An 18,338-nucleotide genomic window follows, 5' to 3' on the forward strand; every position below is an offset into this window, starting at 1 on the left:
GGTCGACCACCCACGTGGCAACCATCACCCGATCGGCCGATCCATGCCCTTGACCTGCTGCAACGGGCTCTCATCGCACCTTCCGGGCCCACCAAACCCGCGACTCGTGACCAGTACTCGCCAAGTTGATTAATTTCGTACAGTTGATTGACAGCTAGTCTGGTGACTCGCGAACCGGGGTGAGCCGTCGTTGAAGGGGGATTCGTGGCGGGTAACAGCGCAAGTCTCGGGGTCGACGGGAATCGAGCCGATCCGGTCCTCATCGGCACGGAAAACCTGGCGACGCCGAAATGGGCGCAGGTCGACGAGGAAGTCGCAACAGCCGGCGTTTGGCGATCCCTGCGAGCTTTGCCGTCGGCGTTTTCGACGATCGCCGCGCTGGCGTGGAAGACCTCCCGGCGCCTGACGGTGCTAGCCGCGCTGACCCACACGGCGTCTGGAGTGGCCACGGCCTACGGGCTGTTGATGACCGCCGACGTGTTCTCCGGACTGTTGAAGGACGGGCCGACCCTGGACAGACTGGCCGCTTCGGTGCCGGCGATGCTCCTGGTCGTCCTGACCTATGCCATACGGGCCGTCCTGGAGTCGGCGGCGAGCGCGGTCGAAGGTGCGCTGCGACCTCGGGTGGTTCGAGCCGCCGACGGCGCGATCACGGCCGCGGTCCTGCGCGTCGGGCTGCTCGACCTGGAGGACGCGGACTTCCAGGAGCTGGCCCGGCGCGGATCACAGGACGGCGTCGAGTACCTCGGTATGGGCGTGCAACAGGTCGCCAGGTTGTTCGCCGCCATCGTGGCGATGCTCGCCGCGCTCGTCACCGCCGGCTTGCTCAACCCCTGGCTGCCTCTCGTCCTGCTGTTGGCGGCAGCCGCGGATGCCTGGGCGTCGGGCCGGGTGGCACGCCTCAACCGGCGGCACTTCCTGGACAACGTGACCCGGGAGATGCGCAAGTCGGTCGTCGGCAACGCCGCCACCTCGCGCGACTTCGCTCTCGAACGCCACGCATTGACGCTGCAGGATCGCCTGCAAGACGAGTACGACCGCATCACCGACGGGCTGATGCGCGACGAGATCCGCCTGGCCAGGCGCAGCACCGGTGTCCGGCTCACCGGCCGTGCGATCGCCGGCGCGGGCACCGGTGTCGCCTACGGCGTCCTCCTGCTGCTGTTGTGGACCGCCGCGATGCCGTTGGCGGTCGCCGGCACCGCGGTCCTGGCGATGCGAACCGCCGCGACCGCGCTGACCGCCGGCTTACGCGAGGTCAACCAGCTGCACGAAGGCGCCTTCCACCTGGAGATGTACCGACAGCTGCTCGGCGAAGCGACTCGCCGCCGTCAACCCCGGCCGGCGCTGAAGGTGCCAGAGGATCCGCAGGTCATCCGGTTGGAGAACGTGTCGTTCGCCTACCCAGGGCAAGACCGGCCGGCGTTGCGCGAGCTGGACCTCACGATCAAGCGCGGTGAGGTCGTCGCCCTCGTCGGTGAGAACGGGTCCGGGAAGACCACGCTCGGCAAGGTGCTCACCGGCCTCTTCCCGGCGACGAGCGGAACCGTCACCTGGGACGACGTCGACCTCGCCGCTGCCGACCCGCTCAGCGCGCACGAGCACGTCGCCGTGATCGCCCAGACTCCGGCCGAGTGGCCGATGACGGCGGAGAACAACATCCGGGTCGGCCGGCTGTCCCGGGACGATCGGGACGGCTTCGGGTGGCAGCAGGCCGTCGCCCTGTCCGGCGCCGACGAAGTGATCGATAGACTGCCGCGCAAGGAGAAGACTCTGCTGTCCCGCAAGTTCCAGGACGGTCAGGATCTCTCCGGCGGGCAGTGGCAGCGGCTCGGTATCGCACGCGGCATCTACCGCGACGCCACCTTGCTCGTGGCGGACGAGCCGACCGCGGCCCTCGACGCCCGGGCCGAGGCCCGGGTCTTCGACGGCCTGCGCAACGCGAGCTCGACCGGCGAGGGCACCCGGACGACGATCCTCGTCACGCACCGCCTTGCCAACGTCCGCTCGGCGGACCGGATCGTCGTGCTCGAAGGCGGTCGCATCGTGGAGCAAGGCACGCATGACGAGCTGCAGGCGGCCGGCGGGCTTTACAGCGAGCTGTACGAGATCCAAGCCGCTGCTTACCGCGCCGCCGCCGAGGTCTGAGCGGCCTCCCTCGCCGCCACCGCCTTCCGGACCGCCCCCGACAACAGCGGCACCAGGGCGAGGGCGACGTAGGCAAGGGCCATGGCAAAGATGACGGCGTCGAGACTCGCACCGGCCATGACCGCACCCGCGGCCGCACTGCCCAGCGGGAAGCCCAGCGAGGACACCGCCGTGCGCGCGCCCATCACCTGCCCACGCAGGTGTTCCGGGATCAGCCGCTGGACGAGCGACCGTTCGACGACGTAGTAGGGCCCCCACAGGAAAGACGCCACACCGACCAGGACGACGGCGACCGCCACGTTGTCCGTGAAGGCCAGCAGCCCGAAGAAGGGCGCCCCGCCACCGACCGCCAGCGCGATCTTGACCGCCGGGCGGAGGTTGCGGAACAACGCCTGGCCGAAGACGACGCCCAGCAGCGCTCCTCCACCGGTGACGCCGACGAGCAGGCCGTACGCGCCCGATCCGGCCTGAAGCCCGTCGCGGCTGAAGACCGGGTAGAAGACCTCGATCATGCCGTTGAGGAAGAGGAACCCGACGGTCGCGAGGGTGAGCGTGAGAACCGCCGGGAGCCGGAACAGCGCGCCGGTGCCCAACCACTTCTTGAGGAAACCGGCGGGCTGCTCGGCCGAGACTTTCGAGATGTGGGGAAGCTTGAAGCAGATCAGGCTCATCAGGCCGAAGGACAGCGCGTCGACGATCAACGCCGGCGATGCGCCGGCCCAGGCGACGATCAGGCCGGAGACCGGTGGTCCGACGATGTAGGCCAGCTCCCAGTTGGCGCCCAGCAACGCGTTGGCGGGCTCGAGGTCGGCGTCGTCGACCAGCCGCGGCACCAGCGCGCCTTCGGCGACCTCGGTGACCGCCGACAGCGCGGCGCAACAGGCCGCGATCACGCAGATGACCGGCACGCTCAGCAGCTCGACGGCCGCAAGCAGGGGCAGCAGCGCGACGAGCAGGCCGCGTAAGGCGTTGTCCCAGCCGAGGAGCATCCGTGGCTGGAACCGATCCAGCAACCGCCCGGCCACAGGCGCGCTGAAGATCCGGGGGAGGCCGAAGCACAGGAGTACGACACCGAGCTCGGCCGGGCCCGCGACCGTGAGCACGAGCCAGGACAGCGCCACCGTGGTGAACGCGTCACCGGCACGTGAGATCAGCATGCCCAGCCAGAACCGGCGGAAGACCGGATTCCGGCGGACGACCGCCAGGTCATGGATCACTTTTCGCACGGCGTGCCCTCCCCCACGGCCGCGCAGGAGGCGACCGCGTCGACGATGCGGGTGTACCCGGTACAGCGGCAGATGTTCCCGGCCAGAGCTCGGCGAGCGGCTTCCCGCTCCGCGCCCGGCTCGCGGGGCTCCGACAAATGGGCCCGGGCGGCGACGATCATCCCCGGTGTGCAGAAGCCGCACTGCGCGGCACCGTTTTCGGCAAAGCTTTCCAGCAGTTCGTCGCCGGTTTCCGCGAGCCCTTCGATCGTCGTGATCCGGCGACCGTCCGTCGTCGCGGCGAGGACGATGCACGACAGCACGGCGCGTCCGTCGAGCAGAACGGTGCACCCTCCACAGTGGCCGCTTCCGCACGGCGACTTCGTTCCCGTCAAATCCAATTCACGCAGCCACGTGACCAAGCTACGGCCGTCGTCCGGCAGTTCACGTGGCACTCCGTTGACGTGCACTCTCGACATCGGCAGCTCTTCCCTCGCACCGGACGATCAACCGGCGCACCAGCGTCGCGATCACGGCTCGCCGATGGCGCGCCTCCGGGACGGTGTCGTCCAAGGTCAGTTCCGCAGCGGCCTGTGCGGCCACGTCAGCCGGACTTTCCCCGCCCAGCCAGCACTTCTCGGCCGACGGCAACCGCATCGGGACCGTTCCCGGCATGCCGACGGCGACAGCCGCGCCATCCGCCGTGCGGCGCACCGCCACGCTGGCAACGTTCGGGCCGCCGGCCGCACGCACGGATACTTTCCCGAATTCCGTATCACCCCCCGTGTCCCAGTTCAGCGACAATAGCAGAAGGTTGTGATTGATAAATAAATCGACCAGCGAAATACCGTGGATCCGGCGGCGCGAACGGAGATCGATCGCCTCGCCGCGCGCATTGGCCGCGAGGAGGGCGGCAGCGACACAACCCGGCGACGCGGCGACCACGTTGCCGCCGACGGTGGCGAGTTCACGCAGTGCCGGGCCGCCGATCGACGCGGCGGCGCTCCCCCACGCCGTGCCCGGATGACTCGCGGCGAGCTCGCGCAAGCTGCACAGCGCGCCGCAGCCGTCCACGGCGGTGTACGCGAGCTCCCGGATCCCGCCGAGGTACAACGCGGTATCGGCCGCGGGGCCTGCTCGCCAACCGGGCACCGCGAGCGTCCCGCCCGCCACGACCACGGCGTCCGGGTGCTCGGCCAGCAGTGCGGCTGCCTCGTCGGCGGTCCGCGGCTGAAGCAGCCGCCTGGGCGCTGACCTGCGGATCATCGGCCCACCCCGGCGAGGAGGTCCCAAACGACGTCCGGACGCAGCGGGATCGAGGTCGGGAGCACACCGGTGGCGTCCGCGACCGCTCCGGCGACCGCCGCCGGAACCGGGACGATGGGCAGCTCACCCAAGCCCAGGCCACCGTAGGGCGCGGCGTCGACGGGCCGGTCGACAAAGAGCGCTCGGACATCGGGGACATCGAGGCTGGTCGGCGCACCGTGCGCCTGGATGGTCGTGACCCCTTCCGGTGGGCAGTGGTCGACGAGGGCGAGGCCGATGCCCTGTGCCACCCCACCCTGGACCTGCCCGGCGGCGCCACCGGGGTTGAGAACGCGGCCGCAGTCGGTGACCATCAGGCACTCCTCCACGGTGACCGTGCCGAACCCGGGGTCCACCGCGACGCCGACAAAGCAGGCGCAGTAGCTGCCCGGCGCACGGTCCGCCCGGAACACGACGGGCTCCTTCGAGCCGGCGCGCGCGGCACGGGCCGCCTTCCTGGCCGCTCCGGCACCGAGGAAGACGCTTCGCTGGGCCGCACTGCCGACGTCGGCGGGCGTCACGGCCGTGTCCCCCTCGACAACACGGACCGCGCCGACAGGGATGCCGAGCTCTTCGGCGACAACCTGGGCCAGCACGGTCGAGGAGCCGGTGCCGCTGTCGCAGGTGCCGGTGAACAGCGTCGCACCGCCGTCTTCGCGCAGCTCGACACGGGCCTCGCTGAATTCGGATTCCTCCCCGGTCACGGTCGACTTGACCGCGATCGCGACGCCGTAACCGCGCAGTACCTCGCCCGAGTGCTCGGCCCGGCGGGGCCAGCCGAACGCTCCCCGGCCTCGCTCAAGGCACTCGCGCAAGCGAGGATGTGCGTTGCGGCACCGCAGCTCGACCTGGTCGATCCCCAGCCGGCGAGCGGCTTCGGTGACCGCGGTTTCGACGGCGAACCCGAGTTGGGCGACGCCGTAGCCCCGATAGGCGCCGCCGGGCAGCGTGTTCGTCCGGACCACTTCACCGGCGAAATGGTGGGCTGCACGCGGGTACATCGTCCGGGCAGCGAGCGCGATCGCGTTGGCGACATAGGGCGCATGCGAACCGTAGGCGCCGGAATCCACGACAGCGCGGACATCGACGACCGTGACGAGGCCGGCCGGGTTGGCGCCGAGCTTCACGTCGGCGCGCATGCCGTGCCGGCGCCGGGTCGCGCGGAACTCCTCGGCACGGTCGTAGGTGAGCCGCACCGGCCGCCCGAGCTCACGCGCGGCCCACGCGACCAGGGCCTCTTCGTACATGTCCTGGCGAAGGCCGAACCCGCCGCCTTCGTCGATCTTCCGCACCCGGATGGCGTCCTCGGCGAGGCCGAGGACCAGCGCGACCAGGTGCCGCAGCTCGCCCGGCGACTGCGTGTTCGACCAGATTTCCGCGCCGGCCTCGGTCGGCACGGCCCGGCAGCTGTGCGTCTCGAGGCAGACGTGATGAGCCCCGGCGACCTCGAACCGCTCGCTCACCACGACTGCGGCCTCGCCCAGTGGCTGCTCGACGTCGTCCCCGAAACCCATCCGGCCGAGAACCGCGCCACCGGCGAGTGCTGAGTCGATCGACAGGAACGCCTCCCGAACGTCCCACGACGCCTCGGCGGTGGCGACCGCGTGTTCCACCGAAGCTGCGTCTTCCGCCACCACCAAGGCGACGCCGTCGCCGACGTGCTGTGCCATCCGCGTGAGGAGCTTCTTGTCCGACGCCGCGCGCAGCTGCGGCGTGTCCGGCGCGAGCGCCGGGTTGAACCGCCCCGCCGGAACGTTCTCGGCCAGGAAGACACCGAGCACCCCCGGCGCGTCGATCTTCAGGCCGGTCAACTTGGCTTTCGGGTGCGGCGACCGGACGACGCGGGCCCAGGCGTCCCCGCTCCAGGAAAGGTCGGTCAGGAAGAGCTGCCGACCCGACACCTTGTCAGCGATGTCCAGGCGCCGCACCGTCCTGCCGACGACGTCAGGCATGGGGCATCGGAACCAGGTTCACGGCCGCCTCGTCGAGCGCCTCGGCGCGCCATCCCAGCTCGACCGCGGTTGTCGTCACGACTCCCCGGCCCAACGCCGGGAACGCGGCCGGGGTGTTCGGCACCAGACCGGGCACGAGCGTCCGCACGACCCGCAGACCCGCCGCGCGCACGTCCGGGGTCGTGATGTCGGCCCGGAAGATCTCGTACCCCCGTTGCTCGACGAGGACGCGCAGGTCGGCTGTGGCCGGTGGCGGCAGCGGGCGTTCGGCCGGCACGTCGAGCCAGGGCCGGATGAGATCCTGCGCCCGGGGGTCGAGGTGCAGCTGGACCTGCGCGGTGAGGTCGACGACGTCCCGGAAGTCCCCGCGGAAGTCGTCGAGGTAGCCCCGGTCGGCACGCCAGGGCTTGAGCCCGGCGCCGTCGATCCGGCCCGCGCCGGCGGCTTTGCGGTACCCGCCGTGCCGCTGGTTCAAGTCACGGGCGATGTCCTGCAGAGTCAGCGCCTCCGTCCAGGCTTTCAGCCCGGCCTGGACGGAATCGGGGCGGGCTGCGAAGCCGACAGTCAGGAGACCCTCGTCGAGGTCTTCGACGCAGCCGGCGAGCACCGGGAAGCCGAACTCGTTGTCGAGCGGGACGACCCAGCGCCGCTGCCGGTGACCGGGCGGCCAGGCTGCTTCGAGTTCGGGAGTGAGGTACGCGCCGGGCAGCCGGGCGGCGTTGAGCCACCAGGTCATCGTGGCGTGCCGCTCAACGACCTCCTGCAGGCCCGCGGCCGTCGCGGCGGCCACGTCGGGCCCGGCGGCGATGCCGGGGAAGAACGTCCCGTTGGTCGGTGGGTCGTCGGCGAAGCTCGGGGTGAACCAGTTCGCGTAGACCAGGCTGGCCGGCACCCAAGCGGGCTGGTCGCGCGTGACCGAATGTCCCCGGACCCAGTGCACCGGCAGGTCACGGGTGAAGCGGACGAACGGAAACCCGGCCGCGTCGTACTGGCGTTCCGAGAACAAGACGAGTGTTTCGGGATCGACGGCGTGCTCACCGGCCGCGGCCAGCTCGGCGTAGGTCGCCTTGGTCAGCAGGTCCCGCTGGACCACGTTGCCGCAGTAGCGCTCGACGGCTTCCCCGACCGCGGCTCGCGCGGCGGCCTCGCGGTCGCCGAAGGTGCTGCCGCCGGCCACGGGGTCGTTGCGCCACGGGCTGACGCGGCTGATGTCGCAAACCTTCGCCTGCACGGTCGTGAGCGTCCGTGGGATCGACTCGTGGTGACCGACGTCGGTGGTGCCGCGCACGATTCCGGTCCGGTCGTCGACGAGGAGCGAGTGGGGATCGTCCGGCAGGGACGCCGGGCGCTCCACCTCGTCGAAGGGCAGGACAGGGTGTGCGATGACGGAGAACTCCCGAGGATCGAGCTCGACCTCGTGCCACTGCGCTCGGGCCACCTCGCCGTCGAGCCAATGCCACAGGTCGGCCAGCGCGGTGCCGATCATCCAGCGCAGTCCGGCTGCGCCCGGCGGCTCGAGTCCGGCTACCGGAACCGGGTCGTCCAAAGCGGACAGCAGGTCGGGGTCCGCAGTGGCGCACCGGCGCCGCGCCAGCAAGTCGTCCACTGTGGGCGTCCGGCCATAGCTCACGTGCGGTCCAAACCAGCCACGTCCGCGCTCGAGGTGGAAATGCGTCCAGCGCAACCCGAGTTCGCGGCACCGGCGTTCGGCCGCGGCAAGCCGGGACCGGACGAGCCCGGAGGACAGGACCAGGACGACCGCGTCGTCGGCAGCAACGTCGACCTCGCCGAGGTCCTCGACCGGTTCGACCACGAACCCACAGTCCGGAACATGCGCAAACAAGTCTTCGTCGCCGGTCAGCAGCAGCCTCGAGGTACGTGGCGTCGGCACCGTCAGGCATCCGTGCTGGGCGAGCCCTTCGAGCAGTTCCGGTAGGCGGCCGTCGAACGGCCACCGCTCGGCGAGTTGCCGGACGGCACGGCTGCCGTCGCACGCTTCGAGCAGACCACGCACATCGGCGTCGGAGTGCCGCAGCCGGAACAAGCCGCCGTCCGGAGCTCCGACGAGCACCCCACCAGCGGGATGGCGGAAGAGTTCTATCCGGGCAAGTCGAGGACGATCGTCCGGTTTCACGAGCGCACCTCCGCTGCGTGCCAGGCGGACCGGGTCGGCACGGGCCGGAGCCCCCGCGCGGCGTCATAAGTCGCGTGGTCCGCGCGCTCAATGTCGAGGAAGAAGAACACGGTGTCGACGACGTCGTCGCCGCTCGCGACTCGCTTCTGCAGCAGATCTTCAGCGAGATCCCTGGGAAACGGGCGAACGCGACCGCGGAGCACGAACTCGGCGTTCTGCGGCCCGGGCAGGGCGTGCAGCACGAATCGGGGATCGCGCCGCAGGTCGTCCAGCTTCGGCGACGAGCCCATCACGCCGATGTAGATTTCCGGACCGAGAAATGCGGGGCAGACAGGATGAACGCGCGGCGCGCCGTCCTTCCGGACTGTGGCCAGATAGGCGACGCCATATTTGGAAAGTATCTTCTTGCCCAAGGCCGCCGATTCCGGCGCTCCTTCGGCGAACTCCTGCCACGAACCCACCACGGCTCCCTCCTCGGAACGGGCCCTTCCCGGGCCGACACCCCGTCGGCCCGGGAAGGGAATTCACCCGATGACGGCGAATCAGTCCTCGTCGGCCTCGTCCCACGAGAAGGTCGAGAACATCGTGGCGTGGTGCCCCGGAGCCAGGATCTCTTCGCCGTTCTCCACGCGGTTGGCGTCCTCCAGCATGACACTCTCCTTTTCGTTCGGTGAACCAGGAAATGCCACCTCTCGGCGACAAATTCGACGTTAGTCATCGACCCGGAACCGGAGCAACGCGATGGCGGGTTGTCGCCACCGCCGCACAAGGAACGTCAATTCGACCCGGCCGAAGGGGTACTCGCACCACGACCGACGGATGCGATCCGGCACGGTCGCGTTCACGGACCGTGACCGCTGTCGCCGCCGCGCCGAGACCGGCCGACACCTCGCACGCGGCCTGAGCAAGTGCGCAAGAACCGCCTCTGCCTCGCCTGCCAGCTCGCCGATCCCTGCGGCGCCGCCCAGAAAATCGCCGAACTCACGATCAGCAACCTCAGAACCTGACTCAACCGACAGCATCCCACCGACAACCGCGCATCGCCCACCACGCACGTGCCCGCACGCAACCAGGCACGAGACGTTGCCGATCACGAACGTCACCTCGGGATCGAGGTCAAGACCGCCGGCGCGGTCTAGCTGGTGCCACGGCGTACGCACCCGGCAGCAAACTCGAGACGCCGTCCGACCGACACTCGAACGTGCGTTCTACAGGTTGATACGGTGTCGACGTACGCCGAGAGGGTCTAGACAGGGAGGCTGCGTGGCCTGGCTGGTACGAGAACGGGCGACCGGGCGCGAGCGACGCGTCAACGACAGCGACCAAGCCTGGAACCTCGGAGGCTACGACACCTCACGATTCGAACTGCACTTCGTCGACGATCGCTACGACAGGCCGATGGATCGCACGCACTCCGACTCGACCGTCCGACCCGCCGAGCCGTGATCTCCAGGTCATGGCCGCCGCAGCGCCCGCGCGGTACTCCAGCTGCCAGACGAACCGCAAACGGCGCTCCGACATGCGGTCGAGGCCGCTCTGAGAACGCGGATGCACCCATTACATCGCCGACGAGAGGAAGCGCAGCGGTGCCAGAGCCGATCACACCTGGTGCTCTAGACTGCCTCGCACGCCCAGGAAAGAAGTTTGCCTTGCTCGATCCAGATGCTCGGTGCAACCGACCACAGCATCGTTCTATCTGATGGCCGGCACCGATACCGCATCGGCGCACGCACGCCAGGACTCGTCGCTCACCATGGACGAGGAGTCGCTGACCCGATGGGTTGTACACCTCGCGGAGGTCGCTCGCCGAGCCGCGACTAGGTCTGCAGCAGCTGGCTGGCGTTTCCCAGGCCAGGCTGCACTGTTAGTCGCCTGCGGTCGGCTCTTCAGCCCTGCACCTCCGCTGCCGCGCGAACAACACGGTCCCGCAGGGAACTGCTGGGCCAACGCCTCCAGCTATGCCGATCACCACGCCGACGCTGCCTACGTCGAAGGCTGGGGCCTGGCAAGATTCGGGTTCGAGGTGCCACATGCGTGGTGCGCGACAGGTGAGTCGGCGATCGAACCAACTCGCGGATGGTCGGGTCGCCTTCTCTACTTCGGCGTGCCTATCAGCGACAGCTACCGCATCCACCTGCACCGCCGTTTCGGCGAAGGCCCCCTGATCTCGGGTGCTACCGAGGTGGCAAGGCACATCCTCCGCGACGGCCTTCCACACGACGCCATCGCTGACGCTGGCCGCCCTCTACGCGACGACTGGGTCGACTCAGCCCGGCAGACGATCACCACCTGGCGGTAGACCTGCCCCAGCCGGGCTACACCGCCATCCTTTTGGGAACGCACGTCCAGGAGTGATCCTCGGCAAAGCCTGCTTCAGAACGCTTCTGAACATCTGAGAAGACTCGATCCGGTCCGGCCATACCGCCGCGTCCATCGTTCGGCAACTGACCAACGCCCGGACCGCCCCGCCAGAGCGTTCCCAGCGAGGTCGTCGAGCCAGACATACTGCCTGCCGACCGCGTTCGTCGCGGTCACGCCAAGATCGGTTACGTCCGGCTTGCCGAGGACGTCGAACGCAGCGACTGCACCCGGTCGGCAGCAGATGACGCGTCTACAGCTGCACACCTGACCAGCGGGCGAACCCGGCAAGCGACTCGGTCGTCCGGCGATCGGCGGCCGAAAGGGCGAGCAGCGTCTCACGAACCGAGGGGTGGTAGCGGGTGGCGTTCGGCGCAACTCGGCGAGCGGCGTTGAGCTCGTCGAGCGCCTGACCGCGGTCGCCGTGCAGCATCCACGCGCGGGCCATATCGATGTGATGGTGTCCGACGCGTTCGGGGCGACGAGGGTCGGTTACGTGTACGGATGAGGCGCGCCGGACCGCTTCTGCGCCGTCATAGTGCTCGACCGGGGCCGCGCACCAATGCACCGTAATGTTCGTCGCGCTCGCGTCAACGCCGTAGTACGGCACCGCTGGCGGTTGGAACTCCTCGGCGATCGCGCGTGCCTCTGCCAGGTAGCCGTCTGCTTCCGCGCCGTCGCCTGCGCGCGCGGCGAGGATGGACGAGCGAAGGTCGAGCTGTACAGCGACGGCGTGGTCGGCTGCACCTGTGGCAACGTGCTGGCGGGCTCGGTCAAGCAGGCGGAGTCCGGCGCGGTAGTCGCCGTGCTGCAGGTAGCGGGTGCTCCGATGATAAGCGCTGATTGCGATGCGCAGCGGGTCACCGGTGTCGTCGGCGACCTGGACATGGCGCTCTGAGGCGATCGCGGCAAGGTCGGCCTGACGGAAGCGCCCGCTCACGGTAGCCGCCATACGGTAGGCGTCGTGCAGTGCAGCGCGCGCGAGCTCGCCTGCCCGGCCGGGCTGACCAGCAAGAACGTACAGGTGGTGCAGCAGCGCGGGCAGTTGCTGCGCGACCTCGGCGTGGTTGAGTCCCAGGACCTTGTCCGAGGCCGCGGCGAGTCGGGCGGTGATCGTCGCCAGGTCGAGCGGCTCGCCTTCCGGTCGCGGGTCGTCGTAGGCGTCGAGCGCGCTCCGAAGATCTGCGATGCCGGCAGCTTCGGGACTCGGTTCGTCGATCACCTTCCCCAAGCCGTACAGGGTGGCAGCGCGCAGACCGAGAGCCTTCGCGGCGTTCGCGACGAACGCTGCCGACGGGGGAACGCTGCCCTGCTCGACTTTCTTGATCAGGGACACGGAGAAGTGCGTTGCTTGCGAGAGCTGTTGCTGTGTCACGCCGACCAGCTTGCGAGCAGCCTTTAGACGGTCGCCGACGTTTTCGCCGGGAAGTTCGGCCCTGGCCACGGGTGTCACCTGCTCTCGCTTGCTGCCGTTGACTACTTGTTGCCACCAGCCTACGGCGTTGTCCCTTTGTTGTCCCTCGCCAGCGATGATCGCACTTAGCGTCACACTTGTGACGGCGCGTGATGGTGACAAGCCCTCCCCTGACGAGGGCCGACAGGAAACCCGGCCAACCTCTGCCGACCGGGCCACCGACAAACTCGCCCCCTCCGCCGTCACCCACCACCAGCCCAGACGACATCAGCCCCGAACTCGAAACCGCATTTCGCCAGCTCAAACGTCCCCGCAAAATCGGCGAGCCTCTGACGAAAGCGGACCACGCCGCCGCCAAGAAGGTCCTCGCGGCGTACTGGCCCAAGTTCGGCACGCCCCGCCCCCTGCCGAAGCGATGGCGATGACAACGTTCGACGAACGCCCCCTCATCCGGCTTGAGCTGCTTCCTCCCGGCGCGCGGTGGGCGTGGCACCTGTTCGAAGCCGACGGACGCGCCCACCTCTACCTCGTGGCCGAGCTCGCCAACCGCCGGCTTGACCTGCTGCGGCCGTGGTGCCTGCTCGGGCCCGGCTACCCGCTCGAACACGCCCGGCGCGAAGTCGGCCCACACTGCGAAACCGACGCCCGCGGAGCCCTCCCGCCCCGCATCCGGGTGTACCCCCCGTGCGCGGCGCACACCTGGGCGCGAGTCCCGCCACCACGTACCGGCACCAACGACACCGGCGGCTTCGCCGGTGACCTCTTCCAGGTGGTGACCCGCGATGTCTAGCCATGACGACATCTACCGCGACGCAGGCGACGACCTGATCAAGGCCGGGGCTCGGCTGCTGCAGCGCTGGCACACCGCCCTGGCGCCACCACCGGACCCGGCCACGGTCGCCGCCGACGCCGCCCGCGAGCTACGCATCACCCTCGCCATGGCCGAGCGGCTCGCCGCCTGCCCGGACGGCGCCGCCGTCGAGATCACAGGGCTCGCCGACCACTGCCAGTACGTCGCCGTGCGGCTCCACCTGGCCGCAGTCGCACTCGATCCTGCCCAGGTGATCGACGCGCTCACCGACACCCCGGCGGAGCGGTGATGCACGCCTATGACCGCCGAACGACCCATCGGAGCGTCCCGATGACCGTCAGGCTGAGCGTCCAACGCGCGCCGCTCCCGCTGAAGTTCACATGCAAGGCCTGCGGCACGCCGGTCCACCCCGAAGCGCGGCAGTGCAGCGCCTGCCTGGCAAAGCTGACCGTGCACGTCACGCCGAGCCGCCGGGCGCCGGAACGCGACGCGGGGAAGCCGACGTGAGCCCGGACGAGGCAGCCGAGTTGCGCCGCCGCTACCAGGCCGGCGAGACGATCGAGGGCCTCGCGGCCACGACGCCGCACAGCTACCGGCAGGTGCGCAACACGCTCCTCTCCAGCGGCGTGCAGCTGCGCCCGCCCAGGATCCGGCTTCCGCCGATGCCACCCGGCATGGTCGCCAGGTACCGCGAGGGAGCCCCGATCCGTCAGGTCGCCGCGATATACGGGCACAGCTACGGCCAGGCCCGCAACATGCTGATCGCCGCCGGTGTGCCGCTGCGCCGACGCGGGAAGCCGAACTGAAGACTCCCGGCCGACGCGCGGGCCCTCCTCCGGCGCGTCGGCCGGGTTCCACCCACACGCCAACGACAACACGAGGATTTGCACCCATGACTCGCGACGACCTGATCGAGCCATACCAGCGCGTCTTCCCGTCTCCCGCCAACGCATCCGCGGCGTTACAGCTGCTGACGGGTACGTGCGCAGCCATTACAGTGTGGCGGCGGGTGCTGAGGCAGAGCGTACGTACCCGGTTGACGCAGCGCTGATACCGGTCGCGGGCGGCCAGGACCGGCAACCTCACCCGCGCGATCAGCGCCGAGCTGCAGCTGCACCGGGAACAGCACGCTGCTCCCCCACCTCACTGGTTACCTGGCCCAACGGCACTGCTCGTCAGCACCGCCGCTGCCCTCGCCCCCCTGCGGACGTCGGCACCGCACGCCCAGAATCCGGCTGAGCTGACTGCTCCGCGGCGCCCCCACCGTCCTCGCCCTGATTCTCCGCTGACCACCCCGCGCCCGGCCACAGCGCCACGAACCTCCCTGGCCGACCGTGAACACCCGTTGCCAGCTCCATCTCCGGCGGCGCCGACCCCGTGGTGCTGCCACGCCAATCCGAAAGCCTCACCACCATGGATCTCCTGTTCACCATTCTGGTGTGGGGTCTCCCCTACACGACCGTCGGCATCCACACCGCACGCAGCGTCCTGCGCGAAGCTCGCACACGGCCCACCCCGCCACGACCGGGCCGGCGACGCCCACACCCGCGCACATGGCTCCACGCGACGGCCATGGTCCCGCTCTGGCCGGCAGCCGAGCTCATCCCGCCGATCATCCGCGCCACCACCACAGGCGCACCCCGCGCACGTCGAAAAACCACCCCATCAGCAGTCCCTGTCAGCCGCGGCAACTCCACCACCACGCGAGGCGGGCCGTAGCTCGCCTCGAGCCGCGAACCAACCGCACAAGCCCGCCGTCTCATCGCGGGTGCCGGACCCTTCCGCGGCTCCGCCCCGCCGCGCACCGCCAACATGATCACCAAACGCACTCCGCACACACTCCGCACCTGAACGGAACCGCTCGAACCATGCCCGAATTCATCGTCCGGCCAGCAGTCATCGCGCTCGCCGGCGGCCTGCGCGAGGCCCGTCACGGCACCACCTTCAGCCTCCGCCAGCTCGCCGACCGACTCGGCCTGCACGCCGGCGAACTGTCCGCTTTCGAACTCGGCCAGCGAACACCGAAAGACACCACGGTCGCGCACATTCTCGGATACCTGCAGGTTCCACCAGCCGACCACCAACGACTCATGAAACTCGCCGCACACGTCCGCCACAGCGACCTCGTCACCTCCACAGACCACGAGGCAGACGTACTACGCGCAACCTACGAACAGCACTCAGCCCACGTGCTCGAATGGTCACCCATGGTGTTCCCCGAAGCGCTGCGGACAATCGCCTACTCCTGCACACTGCGGGAGACCATGCCTCCCGACCACCAGCGCGACATGCGATCCGTTGCCGCACCGTCACTTCAGCACACGTCGTCGACCTCGCGACGAACGCGCTACACCTATCTGATCGGGGAGGCCGCGACACGACCCGGCATCTGCACCCCAGCCGAACTGCGCGCACAGATCGCCGCTGCAACAACCCCGGCCAAGCGCAACGTGTCCTTCGTACCCGCAGCACGATGCGCACCTGGCCTGCTCGAACCGTTCGTCGTCTACGAAGGCGACGACGGTGACGCATTCGCGGTCGCAGTACAACACGTCAAGGGCAGTGCGTTCTTCACCCACGAAGCCACCGTTGAGACCTACAGCAGCCTCGTGCGCTCACTGCAAACCCAAGCGGAACAACGGGTACCACCCGCACGATCGGACTCACCCAGCAACTCGACCTTCTCGCCGGGCTCGACCGGTTCCGGGATCCTGCTGACGCCGACGGGGCAACAGGGAATGGCGTGAACCGCGATGGAGGGGCCGAACGTCCGGCCGATGGCCGGGGTGATCCTCGCAGCGGACAGCCCGGCCGGGCGGGCCGCCGAGGCGATCAACGACCTGACCCGGCACCTGCCCGAGCCCGAGGCACCAGCGGTCTGCCCTACCTGCGCGGGCCGGTTCTGGCCCTGCACCTACTTCCACGACGCCGCCCGTCGCGTACACACCGCGCGGCTGCGGGTCGGCGACTTCGTCCCCATGGAGCTGCACCCTCGCTTATGGCCACCGCGCGCGATTCCGGCATCGCCCGGGACGCCTGCGTGGCCATCCGACACCCTCGATAAGGAGGCTGGCCATGGATGAGATCCACGGCCAGCCCTGCAGGCGCCGGTGGAGGAGGGCGACCTGGCCGGGGTCGACGCGGTGATGCAGTCACTGGACCGAGCGGCCGTGGCGCTGCTCGATCACGATGCCGACCGCGCGGGCTGCCCGTTCCCCGGCACGCACTCTCGGACGCAGCACGGTCAGCGCCGATCCCGGCCGGGACGTGGACGACGGTGACGTCATGAACACCGCGGTACCTGCGGCGTCCCGACCCCGCCAGGGCCGGTGTGCTGCTCGACCTCCCACAGGTCACCGCGAACCCAGCCATACGTGCCGCCCCGGTAAGACCAACCCCACGCGTGCCCATCCGACGCTGGGCGCGTGCACGACACCCAGAACCCGGCACCGTAGGCGATAGTGCCGAGCACTGGACCGTCCACCGGCCGCGACCGGATCCGCGCGCCGTCTGCGATCGCGACGACCGCGATCCAGCCCTGCGCCGTCATAGCCGACCGCGGCCGCACGTCAGGAGACGTGGGCGCAGACCGGACGAGCGTTCCGTCCGGCGCGACCGCCGGTGTACCAGCGTTGGCCTGCCCTTCGCCCGCCGCTCCGACATCGAGTGGCTCGGAGACCATGTTCGCGGCCGAAGACGACTCGGCTGCATGTACCGGCGCCGCGGCGACCGTCGTGGCACCCGCGAGAGCTCCGAACGTCAGCAAGGACGCCACTGCCCTTTTCGCACCCACAAGATTCGTTGTCATGGAAAGACATCCCTCAAGCTGGCGCGCCGGAGCCGCTCAAGCTGGAGGCTCGTTCAAGCGTGAGGACAGCGAGCTCATCGACGCGCGCACGGAAACCAACGACAACGGTGCCGATGCCAGCGGATCAGCTTTCCGCCGCACCACTGCAGTGACAGTCAGCGTCGTTGGTTGCAAAGTTTTCGGCTCGGGAGAGGTGCCCTCCCCAGTGCCCTCTCCCGAGCCGGGAACCCTGTGTCCGCAGGGGGTTGAGAGCGGATCGAGATCCCCGGAAGGGTCCGCTGTGGTCGCTCCCGTCTGGACCACTGCGGATCACCTTCTGAAACCAGAGTGCCCCAGAAACCAGTAATTCGCCACAAGTGTGGCGCCTTTTCTGTAGTCAACTTTCTGTTGCAAGTCCGGCACGCAGCGCAGCATCGAACGAGACTCCTCATCCGGGTCGACCGGCCCGGACGAACGCGACTGCAGCTCAGTGCAGCAGACCCGGGGTCCGCGGCAAGCCCATCACACACGGAAATTTGCCCAGCTCTGCGGGTTCTCGGCTTGCCCCGGACCACCGGGGCCCGCTGGCGCGGGCCGCACCCCCGGCCGCCCGGCCGGCAACCGCGCAGGAGAACACCATGCTCAAGTACTTCGTCTCCACCCACCGCACCCAAGGAGACCGCGACAACGACTTCAACAGCATCTCCGGCACCGAGATCGTCGAACTGTGCAGCCTCTCGCACACCGACCCGGACGACCCGTACTGCGGCTGCGCACGCAGCTTCGTCGGCATCATCAGCCGCCAGGGCACCACCACCGCCGAGATTGTCGAATCCGACATCACGCCAGGGCAGTTCGTTCACCGCTTCTACGACGCTCTCATGGCCACGAGTCCCGAGGCATCCGCCGAGCAGCGCGCCGACGTCGCCAGCGCCGCGCTCGAGTTGCTGCTGCTGGCGGCCGTGTGGCCGGTCGGCACCGTCGTCGAGCGCCGATGCCACGAGATCCGCGTACGCAGCGTCCCCGACAAGACCTGAACACTCCCCCGCCCTCGCACTTCACAGCTCGCCAGAAGGAACAATCATGTCCAGTTCCACCGACGCGCGGCGCGCCCGCGCGTTCCTCCAGCACGCCACCGAACCCACCAGCCCGGCCCTCGCCCGCTACGTCGCCAGGGTCGGGCCCGTCGACGCCGCCCACCACGTCAGCGAACGCACTGCCCCC

17 protein-coding genes are annotated in these 18,338 nt (G+C 69.3%); 9 read left to right on the forward strand and 8 right to left on the reverse strand.

Annotated features, from left to right (window positions below; all coding sequences use genetic code 11):
* Positions 1-204: 204 nt before the first annotated feature.
* Positions 205-2,148: an ABC transporter ATP-binding protein gene (locus ACZ61C_RS34020; protein ID WP_465311975.1), complete on the forward strand. Its 1,944-nt coding sequence runs from the start codon at positions 205-207 to the stop codon at positions 2,146-2,148.
* On the opposite strand, the gene ACZ61C_RS34025 is transcribed toward ACZ61C_RS34020, so the two are convergent.
* The 6 genes from ACZ61C_RS34025 to ACZ61C_RS34050 are packed head-to-tail and all read right to left on the reverse strand — an operon-like array spanning position 2,124 to position 9,208.
* Positions 2,124-3,374, reverse strand: a complete 1,251-nt coding sequence (locus tag ACZ61C_RS34025) for an MFS transporter (RefSeq protein WP_465311976.1) — start codon at positions 3,372-3,374, stop codon at positions 2,124-2,126. The genes ACZ61C_RS34020 and ACZ61C_RS34025 overlap by 25 nt on opposite strands.
* Positions 3,362-3,808 (reverse strand): (2Fe-2S)-binding protein, encoded by a 447-nt coding sequence (locus tag ACZ61C_RS34030; protein WP_465311977.1) that lies wholly within the window; start codon positions 3,806-3,808, stop codon positions 3,362-3,364. Before ACZ61C_RS34030 ends, ACZ61C_RS34025 begins: the two co-directional genes overlap by 13 nt.
* A complete protein-coding gene (locus tag ACZ61C_RS34035) occupies positions 3,798-4,619 on the reverse strand; it encodes an FAD binding domain-containing protein (RefSeq protein ID WP_465311978.1) in 822 nt (273 codons plus the stop codon). The genes ACZ61C_RS34030 and ACZ61C_RS34035 overlap by 11 nt, the downstream gene beginning before the upstream one ends.
* On the reverse strand, positions 4,616-6,610 hold the full coding sequence (locus ACZ61C_RS34040; protein ID WP_465311979.1) for a xanthine dehydrogenase family protein molybdopterin-binding subunit: 1,995 nt from the start codon (positions 6,608-6,610) through the stop codon (positions 4,616-4,618). The genes ACZ61C_RS34035 and ACZ61C_RS34040 overlap by 4 nt, the downstream gene beginning before the upstream one ends.
* Positions 6,603-8,681 carry a YcaO-like family protein gene (locus tag ACZ61C_RS34045; protein ID WP_465311980.1) on the reverse strand — a complete coding sequence of 693 codons (2,079 nt, stop codon included), beginning with the start codon at positions 8,679-8,681 and terminating at the stop codon, positions 6,603-6,605. Before ACZ61C_RS34045 ends, ACZ61C_RS34040 begins: the two co-directional genes overlap by 8 nt.
* A 59-nt stretch (positions 8,682-8,740) precedes the next feature.
* Positions 8,741-9,208 carry a pyridoxamine 5'-phosphate oxidase family protein gene (locus tag ACZ61C_RS34050; protein WP_465311981.1) on the reverse strand — a complete coding sequence of 156 codons (468 nt, stop codon included), beginning with the start codon at positions 9,206-9,208 and terminating at the stop codon, positions 8,741-8,743.
* 799 nt (positions 9,209-10,007) lie between these two features.
* On the opposite strand from ACZ61C_RS34050, the gene ACZ61C_RS34055 reads away from it, so the two are divergent.
* Together ACZ61C_RS34055 and ACZ61C_RS34060 are read left to right on the forward strand one after the other, a co-directional pair.
* Positions 10,008-10,190, forward strand: coding sequence for a hypothetical protein (locus ACZ61C_RS34055; RefSeq protein WP_465311982.1), 183 nt, complete (start codon positions 10,008-10,010; stop codon positions 10,188-10,190).
* 253 nt (positions 10,191-10,443) lie between these two features.
* Positions 10,444-11,043, forward strand: coding sequence for a hypothetical protein (locus tag ACZ61C_RS34060; RefSeq protein WP_465311983.1), 600 nt, complete (start codon positions 10,444-10,446; stop codon positions 11,041-11,043).
* A 312-nt stretch (positions 11,044-11,355) separates the two neighbouring features.
* Here the strand turns inward: ACZ61C_RS34060 and ACZ61C_RS34065 are convergent, their stop codons facing one another.
* Positions 11,356-12,546 carry a helix-turn-helix domain-containing protein gene (locus ACZ61C_RS34065; RefSeq protein WP_465311984.1) on the reverse strand — a complete coding sequence of 397 codons (1,191 nt, stop codon included), beginning with the start codon at positions 12,544-12,546 and terminating at the stop codon, positions 11,356-11,358.
* A 391-nt stretch (positions 12,547-12,937) separates the two neighbouring features.
* Here ACZ61C_RS34065 and ACZ61C_RS34070 point away from each other — a divergent pair, with 391 nt between their 5' ends.
* The 5 genes from ACZ61C_RS34070 to ACZ61C_RS34090 all read left to right on the forward strand — a co-directional run bounded on the left by ACZ61C_RS34070 (position 12,938) and on the right by ACZ61C_RS34090 (position 16,074).
* The gene (locus ACZ61C_RS34070; RefSeq protein ID WP_465311985.1) at positions 12,938-13,306 is read left to right on the forward strand and encodes a hypothetical protein; all 369 of its coding nucleotides are present in this window, start codon (positions 12,938-12,940) and stop codon (positions 13,304-13,306) included.
* Entirely contained in the window at positions 13,299-13,616 is a 318-nt protein-coding gene (locus ACZ61C_RS34075) for a hypothetical protein (RefSeq protein WP_465311986.1), read from the forward strand. The genes ACZ61C_RS34070 and ACZ61C_RS34075 overlap by 8 nt, the downstream gene beginning before the upstream one ends.
* 41 nt (positions 13,617-13,657) lie before the next feature.
* Entirely contained in the window at positions 13,658-13,834 is a 177-nt protein-coding gene (locus ACZ61C_RS34080) for a hypothetical protein (protein ID WP_465311987.1), read from the forward strand.
* Positions 13,831-14,133: a helix-turn-helix domain-containing protein gene (locus ACZ61C_RS34085; RefSeq protein WP_465311988.1), complete on the forward strand. Its 303-nt coding sequence runs from the start codon at positions 13,831-13,833 to the stop codon at positions 14,131-14,133. Before ACZ61C_RS34080 ends, ACZ61C_RS34085 begins: the two co-directional genes overlap by 4 nt.
* A 1,062-nt stretch (positions 14,134-15,195) precedes the next feature.
* A complete protein-coding gene (locus tag ACZ61C_RS34090; RefSeq protein ID WP_465311989.1) occupies positions 15,196-16,074 on the forward strand; it encodes a Scr1 family TA system antitoxin-like transcriptional regulator in 879 nt (292 codons plus the stop codon).
* A gap of 405 nt (positions 16,075-16,479) precedes the next feature.
* Here ACZ61C_RS34090 and ACZ61C_RS34095 read toward each other — a convergent pair whose 3' ends face one another.
* Positions 16,480-16,614 (reverse strand): hypothetical protein, encoded by a 135-nt coding sequence (locus tag ACZ61C_RS34095; protein ID WP_465311990.1) that lies wholly within the window; start codon positions 16,612-16,614, stop codon positions 16,480-16,482.
* Between the two features lie 1,138 nt (positions 16,615-17,752).
* Here ACZ61C_RS34095 and ACZ61C_RS34100 point away from each other — a divergent pair.
* Entirely contained in the window at positions 17,753-18,151 is a 399-nt protein-coding gene (locus ACZ61C_RS34100; RefSeq protein ID WP_465311991.1) for a DUF7715 family protein, read from the forward strand.
* The last annotated feature ends 187 nt before the right edge of the window (positions 18,152-18,338 follow it).

The sequence above is a fragment of the Amycolatopsis sp. NPDC104587 genome (assembly GCF_055583645.1).